Annotated in this window: 13 protein-coding genes; 7 read left to right on the plus strand and 6 right to left on the minus strand. The window is 44.1% G+C overall.

Annotated elements, in window-relative coordinates:
* Nucleotides 1-233 precede the first annotated feature (233 nt).
* Both Q0081_RS19930 and Q0081_RS19935 read left to right on the plus strand, forming a co-directional pair.
* Nucleotides 234-1,193, plus strand: coding sequence for a C-terminal helicase domain-containing protein (locus Q0081_RS19930; RefSeq protein WP_409034082.1), 960 nt, complete (start codon nucleotides 234-236; stop codon nucleotides 1,191-1,193).
* Nucleotides 1,194-1,299: 106 nt separating this feature from the next.
* Nucleotides 1,300-5,283, plus strand: a complete 3,984-nt coding sequence (locus Q0081_RS19935; protein ID WP_298357447.1) for an Eco57I restriction-modification methylase domain-containing protein — start codon at nucleotides 1,300-1,302, stop codon at nucleotides 5,281-5,283.
* A gap of 196 nt (nucleotides 5,284-5,479) precedes the next feature.
* Here the strand turns inward: Q0081_RS19935 and Q0081_RS19940 are convergent, their stop codons facing one another.
* From Q0081_RS19940 to Q0081_RS19950, 3 genes are all read right to left on the minus strand, one after another.
* The gene (locus tag Q0081_RS19940) at nucleotides 5,480-6,058 is read right to left on the minus strand and encodes a GNAT family N-acetyltransferase (protein ID WP_298357450.1); all 579 of its coding nucleotides are present in this window, start codon (nucleotides 6,056-6,058) and stop codon (nucleotides 5,480-5,482) included.
* A 187-nt stretch (nucleotides 6,059-6,245) separates the two neighbouring features.
* Nucleotides 6,246-7,967 carry a GMC oxidoreductase gene (locus tag Q0081_RS19945; protein WP_298357454.1) on the minus strand — a complete coding sequence of 574 codons (1,722 nt, stop codon included), beginning with the start codon at nucleotides 7,965-7,967 and terminating at the stop codon, nucleotides 6,246-6,248.
* Between the two features lie 89 nt (nucleotides 7,968-8,056).
* A complete protein-coding gene (locus tag Q0081_RS19950; RefSeq protein ID WP_298357457.1) occupies nucleotides 8,057-8,917 on the minus strand; it encodes a sulfurtransferase in 861 nt (286 codons plus the stop codon).
* 189 nt (nucleotides 8,918-9,106) lie between these two features.
* Here Q0081_RS19950 and Q0081_RS19955 point away from each other — a divergent pair, with 189 nt between their 5' ends.
* From Q0081_RS19955 to Q0081_RS19965, 3 genes are read left to right on the plus strand one after another with little or no spacing between them, the layout of a single operon-like run.
* Complete coding sequence (locus Q0081_RS19955) at nucleotides 9,107-9,664, plus strand: RNA polymerase sigma factor (RefSeq protein WP_298357460.1); 558 nt, start codon at nucleotides 9,107-9,109, stop codon at nucleotides 9,662-9,664.
* Nucleotides 9,639-10,340, plus strand: coding sequence for a hypothetical protein (locus tag Q0081_RS19960; protein ID WP_298357464.1), 702 nt, complete (start codon nucleotides 9,639-9,641; stop codon nucleotides 10,338-10,340). Before Q0081_RS19955 ends, Q0081_RS19960 begins: the two co-directional genes overlap by 26 nt.
* An 11-nt stretch (nucleotides 10,341-10,351) precedes the next feature.
* Complete coding sequence (locus Q0081_RS19965; RefSeq protein ID WP_298357467.1) at nucleotides 10,352-11,494, plus strand: hypothetical protein; 1,143 nt, start codon at nucleotides 10,352-10,354, stop codon at nucleotides 11,492-11,494.
* A 38-nt stretch (nucleotides 11,495-11,532) separates the two neighbouring features.
* Here Q0081_RS19965 and Q0081_RS19970 read toward each other — a convergent pair whose 3' ends face one another.
* On the minus strand, nucleotides 11,533-12,483 hold the full coding sequence (locus tag Q0081_RS19970) for an NAD-dependent epimerase/dehydratase family protein (protein WP_298357470.1): 951 nt from the start codon (nucleotides 12,481-12,483) through the stop codon (nucleotides 11,533-11,535).
* Between the two features lie 94 nt (nucleotides 12,484-12,577).
* The gene (locus Q0081_RS19975) at nucleotides 12,578-13,153 is read right to left on the minus strand and encodes a dTDP-4-dehydrorhamnose 3,5-epimerase family protein (protein ID WP_298357473.1); all 576 of its coding nucleotides are present in this window, start codon (nucleotides 13,151-13,153) and stop codon (nucleotides 12,578-12,580) included.
* 153 nt (nucleotides 13,154-13,306) lie between these two features.
* Between Q0081_RS19975 and Q0081_RS19980 the strand changes: the two genes are divergently transcribed.
* Both Q0081_RS19980 and Q0081_RS19985 read left to right on the plus strand, forming a co-directional pair.
* A complete protein-coding gene (locus Q0081_RS19980) occupies nucleotides 13,307-14,590 on the plus strand; it encodes a Gfo/Idh/MocA family protein (RefSeq protein WP_298357476.1) in 1,284 nt (427 codons plus the stop codon).
* A gap of 207 nt (nucleotides 14,591-14,797) precedes the next feature.
* Nucleotides 14,798-15,520, plus strand: coding sequence for a DUF1080 domain-containing protein (locus tag Q0081_RS19985; RefSeq protein ID WP_298357479.1), 723 nt, complete (start codon nucleotides 14,798-14,800; stop codon nucleotides 15,518-15,520).
* A 130-nt stretch (nucleotides 15,521-15,650) separates the two neighbouring features.
* Here the strand turns inward: Q0081_RS19985 and Q0081_RS31935 are convergent, their stop codons facing one another.
* Nucleotides 15,651-15,752: a transposase gene (locus tag Q0081_RS31935; RefSeq protein WP_409034083.1), complete on the minus strand. Its 102-nt coding sequence runs from the start codon at nucleotides 15,750-15,752 to the stop codon at nucleotides 15,651-15,653.
* Nucleotide 15,753: the final 1 nt, after the last annotated feature.

Genomic DNA, 15,753 nt, shown 5'->3' on the forward strand with positions numbered 1-15,753 from the left:
CAACGGGGGCATCTTTCGGGTGTATTACACATCAGGTAGGTTATTTAGGTTCTTGGTAAAACAAAAATAACACCCCGATTGCCCCTTACAAAATCAGCACCATAATTGGCGCACTACCGAAATTTGAACCCGCTAAAGACACAAAACCTTTAACCGCTTTTGCCGAATGGAAGCAGTGGGTTGAAAAAAATGAGGCAAAAACCCACGCTAAACTTCAAGCCCCGATTGATATTTTGATAGCCACTGATGCCCTTAGCGAAGGACAAAATCTACAAGATTGCGATTTAGTAATCAATTATGACATTCACTGGAATCCCGTACGGGTCATTCAGCGTATGGGGCGTATAGATCGCCTTGGCTCGCCCAATGAGGTAGTATTTGGTGTGAACTTCTGGCCTTCCGACAATATCAACTCCTATTTGAATCTACAAGGGCGTATTGAGCAACGCATGGCTGCGATGCAGTTGGCAGGGGCGGAGGTACACCTTGAGTTTTCGGATACTTTTCGTGAAATGGCGGCCGATGAAGAACTTGAACAACGACAAAAAGACCGTATGCTTGAACAAATGCAGAGTTCTTGGGACGAAATTGATTCCGAACGCTCGTTGGGTTTTGACGATTTTTCGCTCGAAGTTTATCGCCAAGAGCTACTGGAAGAGTTGCGTGCTCGCCAAAAATACTACGAAGGCTTGCCCAATGCTATCTATACAGGCTTTGTGGCTCAATCTGCAATATGCCCCCAAAAGGGCCTAATTGCGCTGTTGGGCTATCCTGCACGCCCTCCGAAAGTAGATAAGTATACCTACAAAAACCATGAACTACTTTACATCAATTACCGTCGAGAATCGGTATTGCTCAATCAAAAAGAAGTATTGGAAAGTTTGGCTAAACATAAAAACGAAGCCCGCGACAACGAAGGCCTGCGCGACATAGACCTCGGAAAACCCGAAGCTATCCAACAACTCTCTCATGCCCTGACGCAATGGCTCAAACTCCAAACTACTTCCGAAGAGGTCAGTGAAGACGGGACTACCACACCACGAATGGGTAAGGCGCAATTGAACCTTTTTGACCAACTCAAAAGCGGCAATAAAGCCGCAATCCGCCAAATCAAAACCGAAGGAGGAGTAGAGGAGAAGTATCAAAAAGATAACTTTGACTTGATAGTTTGGTTTGTGGTAAACGCGCCTTAATTTGGAGGACACTGCCCCCCAAATCTGTGCTATCAATTTTTGGGTCAGTGACCCAAAAATCACAAATCTTATAGACTTTATCCAACACGAATTACAAAAACAATAAATGCTTGACCTTCAAACTTTTGCCAACGAACCGTTTCTAATAGCACTGCGCCAACTCTTTGTGTCGCTCCGCATTCCAGTCAATTATATCTCGGAATTGCCCGCCGACCCTGCCGATATTCTGGGCCACCACTACCGCCCTGCCCATCCCGCCCACGCGCTCATCCAAAAGGTATATGCGCTGGGTATGGTGGACGATGCCGCCTTTGAAAACCCGACCCAAACTCACCTGCCAAACTTAACTGCCGACTACGACGGCATTCTTATCTTTGGGGTTATGCTAAAATCTCCCTTTGGGGGAAACAGGGGGCACTTGGCCGACATCACCCGCGCCTTCAATCGTGCCTTTCCGCATTTGCCCGTGGTGGTGGTGTTTCGGTACGAAAATTTTATCTCTATTGCCAACGCCGAACGCCTCTCTTACTTGCAAAACTGGCGCGAAGGTGAAAAAATCGGCAAAGTATCGCTCCTCAAAGACATTGACATTGTACAGCCCCACGCGGGGCATTTGCGGATTTTGGATAGCCTCCGTATTTCTTCGACAGGACGGTATGCAGTTACTAATTTCGCCCAAATGTACTACTACTGGCAAAGTGTTTTTTCCATTAGTGTACTCAATAAATCATTTTATCAGGAAATTATAAAATGGTTTGAAGAAGCGATCCAAACTATTAAAATACCCTCGGAAAATACTGGCTCAGAAAAACACAAAGATTTTACGGTAAGGCTCATTGCCCGTTTCATTTTTATTTGGTTTTTGAAAGAATTGGGAGTAGTAAAGAAAGAACTTTTAACCCTCAAATGGGAGAACGGCCTTCCCAATGAGTTTATAAAACCCAAAACAACAGGTTCTGCCTATTACAAATTCATTTTACAAAACCTGTTTTTTAATGCTCTCAATTGCGAACAGAAAGATCGAAACAATAATTTATTTGATATTTATGCTGATTACTTCACAGATATAGAGACCCTCAAAGAATGGATTTTCTTTTCCCCTTATCTAAACGGTGGTTTATTTGATATTCATCCTAATGATTGGTGCAGCGAAAAAGAAGTGAATAACGCATTCGTTGTGCCCGACGCTCTGTTTTTAGATCCTAAACAGGGACTTATTGCTCTTTTGGAACGGTATAAGTTTACCATTGCTGAAAATACACCCATTGAAGAAGAAATTGCGGTTGACCCCGAAATGTTGGGCCGCATCTTTGAAAATTTATTGGCCGAACAAAGCGATGATACCAAAGAGGCCGCCCGTAAAAACGCTGGGGCTTTTTACACACCTCGTCCAGTTGTGGCTTATATGTGCAGAAGTACATTGCTCAAACATTTAGATACGGACATTTCTCCCAAAAACGCCAAAGAGATTATTCATAAAATTCTGGAGACTACCGTACTTGACCCCGCCTGTGGCTCAGGGGCTTTTCCTATGGGGATGCTCGAAGAAATGATGCAAGTCCTCAATACTGTTGACCCTAATGGCAATATTTGGGCAGCCGAAATGATGAAATCAAGAGATGAGGATTTTCGCAACCATATTGCCGAAATGTTTGCCGATGGGCAGATAAATTACGTCAAAAAATTAGGAATCCTTCGTAATTGCCTGTTTGGAATAGACTTGCTCGAATATGCCATCGAAATCACCAAGTTAAGGTGCTGGCTATCGTTGATTGTAGAACAAAAAGTAGATTTTAGCTTGCCTAACTATAATCTCAAGCCCTTACCCAATCTCGAATTTAAGTTCTACAAGAAAAATCCATTGTACCGGTTTTACAAAAATCAAAACCTCAACAAACTCATTGAGGAAATAGACAATGAAGAATTGCTGAAGGAACTTGTCAATCTTGAAAACCAATATTTTATTGCAAAATCAGACCGTTCGGGAAGCAAGGAGCAAATCAAACAACGAATTATCGAATTGCTCGAACGCCTCGTTGATGCAAAATCAGAAGAAGTAACCAAAAAATTGAATGCGCTGCGCAATGCCATCAACCAACTGATATCAAGCGGGCAAAGTACGGAAAAAGAAATAACAAAACTTAGGAAACAAGAAGCGGCCTTGGCCAATGAACTCGCCGAACTCGCTATTTTTCGACAGAATATTAAGGACTATTTTATCGAAACCATCGTATTCCCCGGTATTTTCAATAAAGCACAAGCCCAACCCGGATTTGATATTGTCATTGGAAATCCGCCCTACGTCAATAACAAACTGATTAGTAAAATGGGACAAAGCCAAAAAATGGAAGAAGAGTATGGCTATTGCGACAACCTCTACAACCACTTTACTATTAGAGGATTAGAGTTACTTAAACCCAAAGGACTGTTGAGTTATATCACATCCGACACTTTTCTAACGCTGCAAACTAAGAAAAATATGCGGGTGCAGTTTTTGGGCGTTCCTCAACAAACGACCACCGGAGAAGGGCTGTTTGCCCAACATACCGAAGTACGTCCCCTTTGCCACGCAGTTGAAATTATTAACACACCCAAGGCATTTGCCGCGCTGGTAGATACGGCTATTTATACGTTGAAAAAGGAAACAGCTCCTCAAAATGCACCCTTAACTTACATAGCTTTACGCCGCCCCAATGCCCAAACCTTTGGTGTATCAGACGAGGAATGGCAACTGATCAAAGCCTCAAAAGAAAACATAACCGGCTGGGAAAGAGTACTCGAACGCACCTTCTCGGCGCTGGGGCATCAAGCCCCCGATTGGGTCATTTCTCACCGTTGTGATGGGGATACTGTTTTTAAAGATGCTTGTTCTACGCTATTGAAATATCAGTTACCCTTGGCTACTTATCGAAACGCCATCAACTTCGCTATTTTTTCGCCGACTCCTTACAACTGCCAGATATTAGAGAAAATAGTCAAACCTGCCCGCCCTGTTTATGATACTTGGTGGGAAAAAATTGAAACATCTGCTAAAATTGAACTTAATCGTAAAGCAATTGAACTTACTACCAAAAAACTTAAAGCAGGAGACTGGGCGCTTAATGGCTTATTAACGGATGGAGGAGTTGGGCTACAAACAGGAGACAATAGTAGTTTTGTAGGCTACCAAGCAGACTCACGTTTTGCAGCACGCTGCCGTACCACCAGAGCTGAAAAACTCTACGAAGCTATGCTCAAATATCCCGAAATACGCCAAAGATGGACGCTCTTAGAAGATTGCCATTCTGCCCAACAAGTAGCTGATGCACTCGAAACACTGCCCGAAACCGAAGTATGGCACATTTTCGATGACCTCAAAGGCCGCTACGACTTGCGGCTTTTTGGAAAAGGATTTTTGTACCGAATCTTTCCCCCCGAATTGGTCTTTGACCTCACCCAACTTACCGACACCCAAAAAACCGACGGCATCGAAGGCATTGCCACCTACGTGCCTTACGACAAAGGCGACAAAGAAGGAAACCGCTGGTATCTGCCCTACCTTATTGATTGGAGCGTAAAAAGTGTCAAAATCCTAAGCACAGACCCAAAAGCACGTTGGCAAGGCTACAATTTCTTTTTTCGCAATGGTTTTTGTTGGAATGATGTTTTAAACCCTAACAGTCAATATATTAAGTGTCGCTTGAAAGGTAAATCGGTCAATGATGTCAAATCAATGTCATTGTACGATGAGATTGGGATTGGAGATGAGTATTTTGTGGTTAGTATCAACTCCTACCTGTTTTTTAAAGTATTAAGAGAGTTTTTCAATGGAACGGTAGCCATCCAAATCAACGATATTCGTAAGTTACCCATTAAACTCCCAACGGAGGAGGAACGGTCTGCTTTGTTGCGTGTTTTTGAGGCGTGTTTAAGCATCAAAAAACAATATTTCGCGGGGCATTTAGAGCGGCATGATGCCAACGCACTCCTCAAACCCTACGAAGCCGAAATAGACCGTTTGGTCAATCAACTTTATGGTATAGAAATCTCCGAAACAGTCATAGACGAGGAAATAGAAGTAATCGAAGCAGAAACCGAAGATGACGAGTAGCCTGCCTCAACGGCTTTCAAATGGGGATGTTTAATCGGGGATGTTGAACCTTAAAGGTATATCGCCACAAACCCAAGCAAGAGAAGGGCTGTGAGATTATAGATGACTCGTTTACATTAATTCAGGGATCAATCTCTTGCCAAGTCAACGGGGGTAGGGGATCCACCAATTTTTTATACATCAAAACGGCATCACCCTACTCGTTCTTAAAGTATTTTTTCTGGGTGAAACCCGCTTTCGTGAGCAGGCCAATGGAGGCTTCGTTCGTGCGCAGGGGTTCAGCCTGAACTTCGTAGAGTTTAAAATGTGCTGGAAGATAAAAAAGGAGATGTTGTAAGGCTTCCATGGCATAACCTTGGCGGCGAAAAGGCGCGGCAATGGCGTACCCGCAACTACACGGAAATCGTTTTCTATCCATGAGTTCAAAACTGACATCATATAAATGCAGAACTCCGATGTACGTACCGTCTTTCAATCTCAAAAACCAATCGCAAGACCCGTGCTTCCCGCTGTAACGGCCTGATGCCAATTGAAAAGCGGCATAGAGGTCTAACCGTAATTTTTCACGAAGATCAGAGGTAATGAGCGGGCTTGGGTCACTACCAAACAAGTCATTCATGATTAAGTAGTTATCCCAGTTCAATAATTCGTAAGAAAGTCGGTCGGAGTCGGGCAATGCTTGATAACACAAGCGAGGCTTTGCTCCGGGCCGTCGCATTTCATCGTACATCGTAACGATTTTTAAAGCTTTGGGCGATAAATCCGACGGGTACATTTTTGTTTGAGTTTTCTTTTTATTTTAAAACCTCGCTGGCAGCGTCTTTTAATCGTCAGTAAGTTTTGAACGGAGATGCAGTACTGCGGCTTAGTCCGACCGACGAGTAAAGTAAACCTGTAAGGTCTATCAGTTGTGGTAGGCAAGACCTATAAGGTTTTTGAAACCTTATAGGTCTGTTATACGCTTACAAACTCTTTGCTTTCAATTGTTTCACGGCATAATCCGTTGCTCGCGCCGTTATCGCCATGAATGTCAATGACGGGTTTTGAGTCGAAGTGGAGGTCATGCAGGCACCGTCGGTGACAAAGACATTTTTGCAGTGATGGAGTTGATTCCACTTGTTTAGTTGCGATGTTTTAGGGTCTTTTCCCATGCGAACACCGCCCATTTCGTGAATGTCAAGGCCGGGTGCTTTATTGGCAACATCGTTGGTTTTGACGTTGGTAAAACCTGCTTTGGTCAACATTTCAGTCATTTGCTCGTGAAAATCATTGACCATTTTGTTGTCGTTTTCGTCATACGCCACCGACACTTTCAACAACGGAATGCCCCATGCATCGGTCAAGTTGCTGTCAAGCGTCACGTAATTGCTTTCCTTAGGAATGGTTTCGCCCATCATCCACGAACCTACGCGCCAGTTGCCGTATTTAGTCGTTGCCAAATTATTTTTTAACTCTTCGCCCATTCCTGTCATATCGGGACTCATGGCTCGCTCTCCCGAAAACCCAGCGGCATAGCCTCGTAAAAAATCTACTTTGTCCCGCTGAAACACATTTCTAAAACGCGGGATGTAGCTGCTGCCCGGGCGTTTGCCTTCCGTAAAGGTATCCAAAAGTCCTTCGTATTCTCCGGAAATCGTCGTACGGAAGTTGTGAAAGGCAACGTATTTCCCCAAAAGACCATTGTCGTTGCTCAGTCCGTTCGGGAAGCGATTGGACTTGGAATTCAATAAAATCAAATTGGTATTCAACGCCGATGCGTTTAGGAAGATAATTTTGGTGTAGTATTCCACGGCTTGTTTGGTATTGGCATCAATGACCCGTACGCCCGTAGCCTTGCCCAATTTCTCATCATAAATCACTGAATGCACCACCGAATCAGGACGCAGGGTCATGTTGCCGGTTCGTGCAGCCCACGGCAAAGTAGAAGCATTGCTGCTGAAATAGCCACCATACGGACAACCGCGCACGCACAGGTCGCGCTGTTGGCATTGAGCTCTTCCTTGCTGATAATGAATGGGTTTAGGTTTGGTCAAATGTGCACAGCGGCTCACAATCACCGGGCGAGTGCCCTTGTAGTGCTGCGCCATTTGTTGGCTGAAATGTTTTTCGATGCACGATTGTTCAAACGGCGGCAGAAACTCACCGTCGGGCAATTGGGCCAACCCGTCTTTATTTCCTGAAATTCCCGCAAAGGTCTCAACGTGACTATACCACGGAGCCAATTCGTCGTAGCGAATGGGCCATTCTACGGCAAAACCGTCACGTGCCGGGCCTTCAAAATCGTATTTCGACCAACGCTGCGTGCCTCGTGCCCACATCAGCGATTTTCCGCCTACGTGATAGCCGCGAATCCAGTCAAACGGTTTTTCCTGTACATAAGGGTGCTCGTTATCCTTTACGAAAAAATGCGCGGAATCTTCCTTGAAGGCATAACAACGGCTTGCAATTGGATTGGCATCTTTTATTTCTTTCGATACTTGTCCCAGATGCGGAAACTCCCAGGGATTCATGAGCGTAGTGGGGTAGTCGGTGACGTGTTTTACATCACGTCCACGCTCCAAAACGAGAGTTTTGAGTCCTTTGTCGCAGAGTTCTTTGGCCGCCCAGCCGCCGCTAATCCCTGACCCCACCACAATGGCGTCGAACGTACGGTCTTTGATGGAGTCTATGTTGAGATAAGACATTTTAAATTTCAGTTTTTTTATAAAACGAAAATCTGTCAGAGAGTTACTGAAATTTGAAAGGAAAATTATTCGTGCAGTTCAAAAAGGGGTTATTCCTTTGGTAAAGTCACCATAGGTAAATCATTTCTGGACCATTCGCTCCAAGAGCCTACGTACAGTTTAGGAATGTCCATTTCGGCATACGCCATTGCCAACAACGTATGACAGGCCGTGACTCCTGAGCCGCAATGCACAATTACTTTTTCAGGTTCTCGGCCATTGAGGGCTTCAGTGTATTTTTCTTTGAGTTCGGAGGGCGATTTATAAAAACCGTTGGAATCTAAATTGCTGGTAAAAGGAATGTTGGCAGCTCCCGGAATATGGCCGGCAATCAAATCAATCGGTTCTACTTTACCATCATATCGGTCTTTGTCACGCACATCAATGACCATATAATCGCCATCTGCCGCTACTTTTTTAACTTCCTCGATATCCGAAAGAGGGAGTACCCATTGAAAAGAATCGTAGGTTTTTGCAGGTGCCGAAGCCGTTTCTGGCTCCGAGCTTACGGGAAAACCGGCTGCAATGGCAGCGTCAACTCCGCCATCCAGCACTTGAACTTGGTGATGTCCAATGGATTTCAACATCCACCAAAAACGGGCCGCTGCGTTTGCTCCATTCTTGTCATCGTAAATAACTACGTGGCTATCGGGCCCGATGCCGAGTTGGGTTAAATCCTGAGCAAATTGAGTAAGATTCGGTAGAGGATGCCTCCCGCCTTTGACAGCATCGGGCCCTACGTTTGCCAATTGACTTTCCATATCTATTCGCAGAGCACCTGCCAAATGTTTTGCGGCATATTTTTCTTTGACGCCCGGCCCGGCAGAAGCATCTACAATGACCAATTCAGGTGCCTGCTGTATTGAAATCAGCTCTTGAGGCTTAATAATGGGCGATAGTTCCTGTGACATACGGTTTTAACTGTTGGGTTTATTTGATTGTAATCGCAAGTTAGGAAGGAGTCGTCGAATAAAAAAGTGCTGGATTGGGGTTTTTATGGGTTGATTAGCCAACTGTTTAAGGGCATCAAAAAGATTTTATCACTGACACAGGCAACCGTTTCGCTTTATTTTTTATTATAAGCTAAAAACCATTTGTTCTTGATTACACTCGCCACCATACAGCAAGCTCAAAAACGGGATAGCAAAGCGCAAAGACACCTCTTTGAGTACTATGGAAATACGTTGTATCGGTTGGCATTCAGGTATTTATGGGAACGTATGGAGGCGGAAGATGTGGTGGCGGAATCATTTTGCGCCATTTTTGAGAACTTGCCTAAAGCAAAATTCGAAAATGTGCTGTTTTTTGAGGCCTGGCTCAAACGTATCACTGTTAATGAGTCGCTGAAAGCCCTTAAAAAACGCGCGAATTTTCAGCTGCTTTCGAATACTGAGTATGAGGCATTCACCATCAAAGACGAAATAATTGAGTCTTTGACGGCAGAACAAATACTTGAGTTAGTATCTCAATTGCCCGTGGGCTATCGAACGGTTTTCAACCTATACGAAATAGAGGGTTTTACCCACGCCGAAATTGCGAAATTGCTGAATATCAACGAAGGAACTTCTAAGTCGCAATTGAGCAAGGCCAAAGGATTGTTGCAAAAACGGATTATTGAATTGGACAAAGACTATGCAAAATCAAAAATTGTTCGATAAAATCCGCGCTTCCCTCGCCGATGAGGAGACGTTGAAGCAAGAACCGCTCGAATGGAGTAAAGAAAACGTATGGCAAAAAATAGAGCAACGCCAACATCAAAAAAACAAAAAACTTTGGGGCCCTTTGGCAGCAACAGCGGCTTTAGTAGTATTAATGGGAGGTTATGTTTGGTTTTTGGCAGTTGTTGAAGTTGAAAACCCCAATAAAAACCGTTTATCAGTGGTCGGAAAGCAAAGGGAAATCAATAAAATAGTGCCTGTTCAGACAAAGAAAAAAGTGACCGACTTTAAGTTTCATAAGAGCGAAAAAGTCCTCGACAGTGAACCAATGTCAAAAGATACGTTTGCCGTTTTCAGTCTGCCAATCTCCCTTGCCGATGTAAAAAATACTTCTAAACAGGATTCGGTTCCGCCTACTGCTCCTGCGTCTGAAATGCAGCCTGTTGTTGAAAATAAACCCAAAAAACGGGTATTGGTGGTGGATATTGATTTGCCTGATGCTCCGCCTACTGCCGACCATCTACTAAAAACGACTTTTTTACAACGATTCAGCCAACAGGCAAGACGCCTGAAAACGGAACGAAAATTTGATATTAAAGCCTTAGACCGAAAACCTGGCAATGGAATTTGGTCGTTTGTAGGGCAAAGTTTTGTAATACCCGACGCTAAACAATAACTAAAACAGCCATGAAAACTATCTTTTCAATTTGCCTTTTAACAGTTTATACTGCCTTTGCCGTCGAACAGCCTGACTCCATTATCGTAAATGCCGGTAAAAACAGCCGCGTGATTTTTTACGGCAAATCACCAGAAGACCTCAAAAACATCGAACGACTTGATCTCAATAAATTACTGCGGGATTTGAACCAAAAACAGGATTCGGCTAAAGTGGAATCAAACCGTCTGCAAATGAGTTCGGAGCCTTACCAAACCACCCTAAATGCACCTATTCCAAAGTGGAAACAAATCTGGCAGAATTACAAGAAAAACACGTTTTTGAATGCCCACGTAGGGTTGGGAAGTTATCGTTTTTTGGGGAAGCCCATTGGAGAGTATGAATATTTTCGATTGACCGACCCGAATGTAATTATGCCCAACAGTGGTCTTACTGATTTCACAATGCGTCAATCGTTATGGCTTCGGACGCGCTCGGCAGTAGGTGTAAGTTTGCTGCATGATATTTCTTTGGTGAATAAATCTCGTATGGCGTTTAAACTTCGATACGGTGCAGGAGCAGAAGCTTTAGGGCTACGTTTTGAATATTCAAACGTTATGCTTATTAATCCAATATCCAGAGAATTTTTAGGAAGCGAAAGTTGGCGAACTTTCGACAATAATCGATGGCAATATATCAAAGATTTGGGTACAACTCTTGAACAAACGGATGTTCGAGCCATGAGTTATTACGCCCAAATCATGCCCAAATTCTTTTTAAAGGACAAAAAAGGACGAGAATCTTTTTCATTCGGATTAGGTGTTCGATTCAACAAAAGTTCTATAAAACAGCCTATCCGTGGTGGAGCACCCAATGGGTGGGGTATTTATTCTTCAGGCAGTAATGCTCTGGGAGGTGGTCGAACAACTTTTTCGAGAGGCCCTATTGTGTTGGCAAATGAAGTAGCTTATTCTACTAAGGATTTTGATAACAACAACATCAGCTTTTTGGCAGAGGTAGGCTACCGCAGTATTTCATTATTTGCCAATTATACACCTGCTTTTACTGAGATTTCGCAACAATTTAGAGGAAATTTCACTTCCACTGATGCTCCGTTTACCACTCAATCGGGCAAGTTGGGATTTGTCAATTTTGGGGTGAAATTTGGGCGTTGATACGAGCTTTGGACTGAGTCCATCTTTCATTACATTTGCTATTCTTTTACATCTGTGTTTTGGTACGCCTGTGCTACAATTTGCTGTACTCCTTCCTGATATCCTGTTATTTTAAACTCAGGAAACCGTTTCATAAACTTGCTGCTGTCGAAAAAATAGGGCTGCTCGTATTGGTAGGTCATTTCATAAAACTCACCTAGAATGGGTATAAACCAGCCCAATATTTTCAACATAAATTTGGGAATAGGACTCACTTTGGCTTTTTTATTCATCTGATGGGCAAACAGTTCCGTCCATTCTTTTCCTGTGAGTGTATCGGAATGGGTAGGTAGGTGCCACACCTGATTATAGGCATTGGGGGTATTCCCCAACATGGCCGTTGCCTGTGCTGCATCGGGCGTAAAGGTGAATGAATGTTTGAAGTTCACTCCTCCCAACCATTGAGCGGCTTTATCTTTTTGTAAATTTTTGAACACCGTTTCCTGTAACATACTTGTTCCGATGCCCGGGCCGTAGAAATCAGCGGAGCGGGCAATAAGTGCGCTGATTTTTTTTGCTTTTACCGCTTCCAAAATTAGGTCGACCAATTGCTTTCGTACTTTGCCTTTTTCGCTCGGAGGGCTCATTTTAGATTCTTCGGTCATGTGCGGAATCTCTTCCTTCGCATACATATACACATTATCGAAAAACACCAATTTGGCCTTGTGGTTTGTGCAACTTTCAATAACTGAACGGATGAAAGCAGGCCATTTTTCACGCCAAACTTTCAATTTATACTCAAATCCGATGGTTATATAGACCACTTCCGAACCGGCAATGGCCGCATCAATTTCGGTAGGATTGGATAAATCAGCCGAATAAAGCTCGTCGGTTGGATTCACTCTTTTGGGGTTGCGACTGACGAGCCGAATTTCTTTTGTATGGTTCTGATATAAAGCTTTTGCTAATTCTGACCCAATTGCTCCGCCTGATCCAAGAATTGTTTGCATTGTATTAAAGATTTATGAAAAACTGATTATCAATGCAATAACATTGTTTTTGTCCACTATTACAAGTCTTTAACAAATGCTTAATGTATGAAAATCAACTCAAATAGCCATTGATTGTCAGACTTCCGATTAAACTCTTCAATGAAGGCGCATTAGCGGCCAAATCGCTCAGAATTGGATTTTCGATTCCCCAGTCCAACTCAAGTTCGGGGTCGTCCCAACGGCAACGCCAATTGTCGTCGGCTCCGTAGTCGGGATAAGCTTCTGATACCGATTGTACGTGAATGGAAGGCGTAAAGAAATACCAGCCGTGTAACATTCCGACGGGAAAAACCAAGGCGGCCGGGTCCTCGCCAAAAAGCTCAAACAAAGCGGATTGGTGTTGGGTAGGGGAATCGGGACGTAAATCTCGCAAACCGAGCAAACAATGTCCTTGAATCAGGCAAAAATATTCGTCGTGGCGAACATGGAAGTGCATTCCTCGAAACACATTGGCTTCTGATTTAACGGCACTCCACTGTACCGGCTTCAATACCGTTCCCCAGTGGTCTTGAAATATTTCGGTAAAAGAACCGCGGGAGTCTTTGTGTTCATCCAAGGAGACCAATCGTACCTGGTGCAACAGAGCACCGTCTATTTGGGATGATTTTACAAGTTGAGTCGTATTCATAATCCGTTTTCGATAGTTGCCCAAATCTACTATTCGTGTTTTTCAAAAAAACTGAGGTGTGTCATGTTCGAATAGAAGTTTGATTTTGCGGTTTAACCATAGTAAAAACGGGTATACTTTCGGCTTTTGTGAGCATTAAACCCTTCATCCAAAATGAGTCACCCCCTCAATCGCCGTCAATTCATAAAACAAACCGGTTCGGCTGCGCTTGGCCTGACCCTACTTTCCGGTTTTAAGCGTAAAGTAGCACCCAGCGACCGGCTTCGGGTGGCACATATTGGGCTGGGCGGGATGGGAACGCAACACCTAAAATGGTTTGCCAACTTGCCCGAAGTGGAAATCGCCGCCCTTTGCGATTTGGACGAAACCCATTTGGCAGCGGCTAAAAATACCTTGCTCGGTATTCAACCGCAGTCGCAGGTTCAAACCTACAGCGACTTTCGCCGAATATTGGAACGCAAAGATATTGATGCCGTTACCTGCGCCACGCCCGACCATTGGCACGCTCAAGTGGCAATTTTGGCTTTTGAAGCGGGCAAAGATGTGTACGGAGAAAAACCGCTGTCGTTCAATGTGCGGGAAGGGCAAAAAATGCTCAAATCACTCAAACGTCATAACCGTATCTTTCAATTGGGTACCCAAATTCACGCGGGCGACAATTACCACCGCGTGGTAGAAATCATCCGATCGGGAGCGATTGGAAATGTGCATACTGTTCGGCTTTTTAAACCGGGCGCTCCACCGATTCTGGGGCCGGCGAACTATCAAGAACCGCCTTCTACGCTCAATTGGGATTTTTGGTTAGGTCCTGCGCCTTATTCCAAGTACACACCCGAGCGTTGCCATTTTAATTATCGCTATTTTCTGGATTATTCGGGAGGGGTGTTTCAGGACTTTTGGTGCCATATTGCCGATGTAGTATGGTGGGCGCTCAATCCGCAAAACTTGCAAAGCGTCAGCGCTAAGGGAGAAGTTTCGGAAGGGATTGGAGATACTCCCAAATGGATCAATGTGGATTACCAATTTGAAGGGTTGAAAATTCATTGGACGACTGCGCCGCCCGATGTGCCCGGGGCAGCTGGTAAAGATATTGGTGCGTATTTTGAAGGAGACAAAGGAACGCTTCTTTGTGATTACAACACCCGAGAAATCACCATTGGAGGAGTAACGATGAAAGACATAGATTCTGTCCCGATAACTATCGCGCGTTCGCCCGGACATCAGCAGAACTTTGTCAATGCCGTTAAATCCCGCACGCAACCCGAATCCAATTTGGAATACGCCCGTGCCATGACCATGCCGATGCACTTGGGATTGATTTCTTATCGTTTAGGAAGGGAATTGCAGTGGAATGCCAAAAAAGAAAAATTCCGCCACGACAATGAAGCCAATGAGTTGCTTTCACGGGAATACCGCTCGGGTTGGGATTGGATTTAGGGTTTATTTTGGAGTTAAAAATAACTTTCACGCAAATCATTGTGCGTGAGGAATGCCTGTCCAGCGTGGTGTGCGTTTGGTTGTGCGCGGAAGCTTTGGACAGGCTGCCCTTCTTTTGTTACTTTTCTTGGGCAAGCAAGAAAAGTAAGGGCTTACCAAATTTAAACTTAACAATTCGTAAATCTGAAGCAAACCATTTCTAAAAGCATGAGAAAACACACGTTCATTTTAGCAAAGAATTTCATAACAAAATCCTTCATTTTATCCCTTCTTTTCAGCACCCTATTTTTTAAGGCAAACGCGCAGAAAAAAAGCCTTTTCAACGGGAAAGACCTGACTGGCTGGCACATCGACGTACCTGCGATGGACAAAGACCCCAAACTTCGCAATCCCTTTATCATCAGAAACGGGATGTTTGTCAGTTTGGGAGAACCCAAGGGGCATTTGATTACGGATGCTGTTTATGAAAACTACCGAATTGAAATACAATATCGTTTTGCAGGTGCTCCCGGTAACTGCGGTTTGTTGCTTCACGCTTCTACGCCGCGGGCGCTTTATGGGATGTTCCCCAAGTCCATCGAATCTCAAATGATGCACAAAAACGCGGGTGATTTCTGGTGCATTGTGGAAAATATTGAAGTACCTGACATGGAAACAAGGCGCGGCCCCAAAGAAAATTGGGGTACGGTCGACGGAAAAGAACGTCGAGTAAAGAACTTGACTGATAACTCCGAAAAACCGTTGGGAGAATGGAATACGATGATAGTAGAATGCCTGAATGACCACATCAAAGTGTGGGTCAACGGCGACATGGTCAATCACGGCTTTCACTGTACTGCCCAAAAAGGTCACATTGCGCTGCAAGCCGAGGGTGCCGAAGTGGAGTTTCGGAAAGTAGTGCTGACGCCGATTACCAAGTTGACGGAGTGAGTAAATGAGCGAATTACGGGGCCGCCCGTGCGGTGAATTGTGATTTAGTGAATAAGTATCTGATAGTTAAGGTTGTATAAAGTCTTATTTAATTTGCTCTTTTACTTAAAACAATATGGTTCATCAGGCATTATAGTGGTTGGAGGAAATTGACGAGTATGCGCTCTCGAAATTGCTCAAAGTTTCGGAACCCGTAGGCTCCTCGTTTCAAGGTCTTGATGGCGTTATTAATC

The organism is Runella sp. (assembly GCF_027484545.1).
Taxonomy (GTDB): Bacteria; Bacteroidota; Bacteroidia; order Cytophagales; family Spirosomataceae; genus Runella.

Coding starts and splice junctions, on each gene's coding strand:
- Q0081_RS19935 (WP_298357447.1), top strand. CDS start 1,300: ATGCTTGACCTTCAAACTTTTGCCAACGAACCGTTTCTAATAGCACTG.
- Q0081_RS19940 (WP_298357450.1), bottom strand. CDS start 6,058: ATGTACCCGTCGGATTTATCGCCCAAAGCTTTAAAAATCGTTACGATG.
- Q0081_RS19945 (WP_298357454.1), bottom strand. CDS start 7,967: ATGTCTTATCTCAACATAGACTCCATCAAAGACCGTACGTTCGACGCC.
- Q0081_RS19950 (WP_298357457.1), bottom strand. CDS start 8,917: ATGTCACAGGAACTATCGCCCATTATTAAGCCTCAAGAGCTGATTTCA.
- Q0081_RS19960 (WP_298357464.1), top strand. CDS start 9,639: ATGCAAAATCAAAAATTGTTCGATAAAATCCGCGCTTCCCTCGCCGAT.
- Q0081_RS19965 (WP_298357467.1), top strand. CDS start 10,352: ATGAAAACTATCTTTTCAATTTGCCTTTTAACAGTTTATACTGCCTTT.
- Q0081_RS19970 (WP_298357470.1), bottom strand. CDS start 12,483: ATGCAAACAATTCTTGGATCAGGCGGAGCAATTGGGTCAGAATTAGCA.
- Q0081_RS19975 (WP_298357473.1), bottom strand. CDS start 13,153: ATGAATACGACTCAACTTGTAAAATCATCCCAAATAGACGGTGCTCTG.
- Q0081_RS19980 (WP_298357476.1), top strand. CDS start 13,307: ATGAGTCACCCCCTCAATCGCCGTCAATTCATAAAACAAACCGGTTCG.
- Q0081_RS19985 (WP_298357479.1), top strand. CDS start 14,798: ATGAGAAAACACACGTTCATTTTAGCAAAGAATTTCATAACAAAATCC.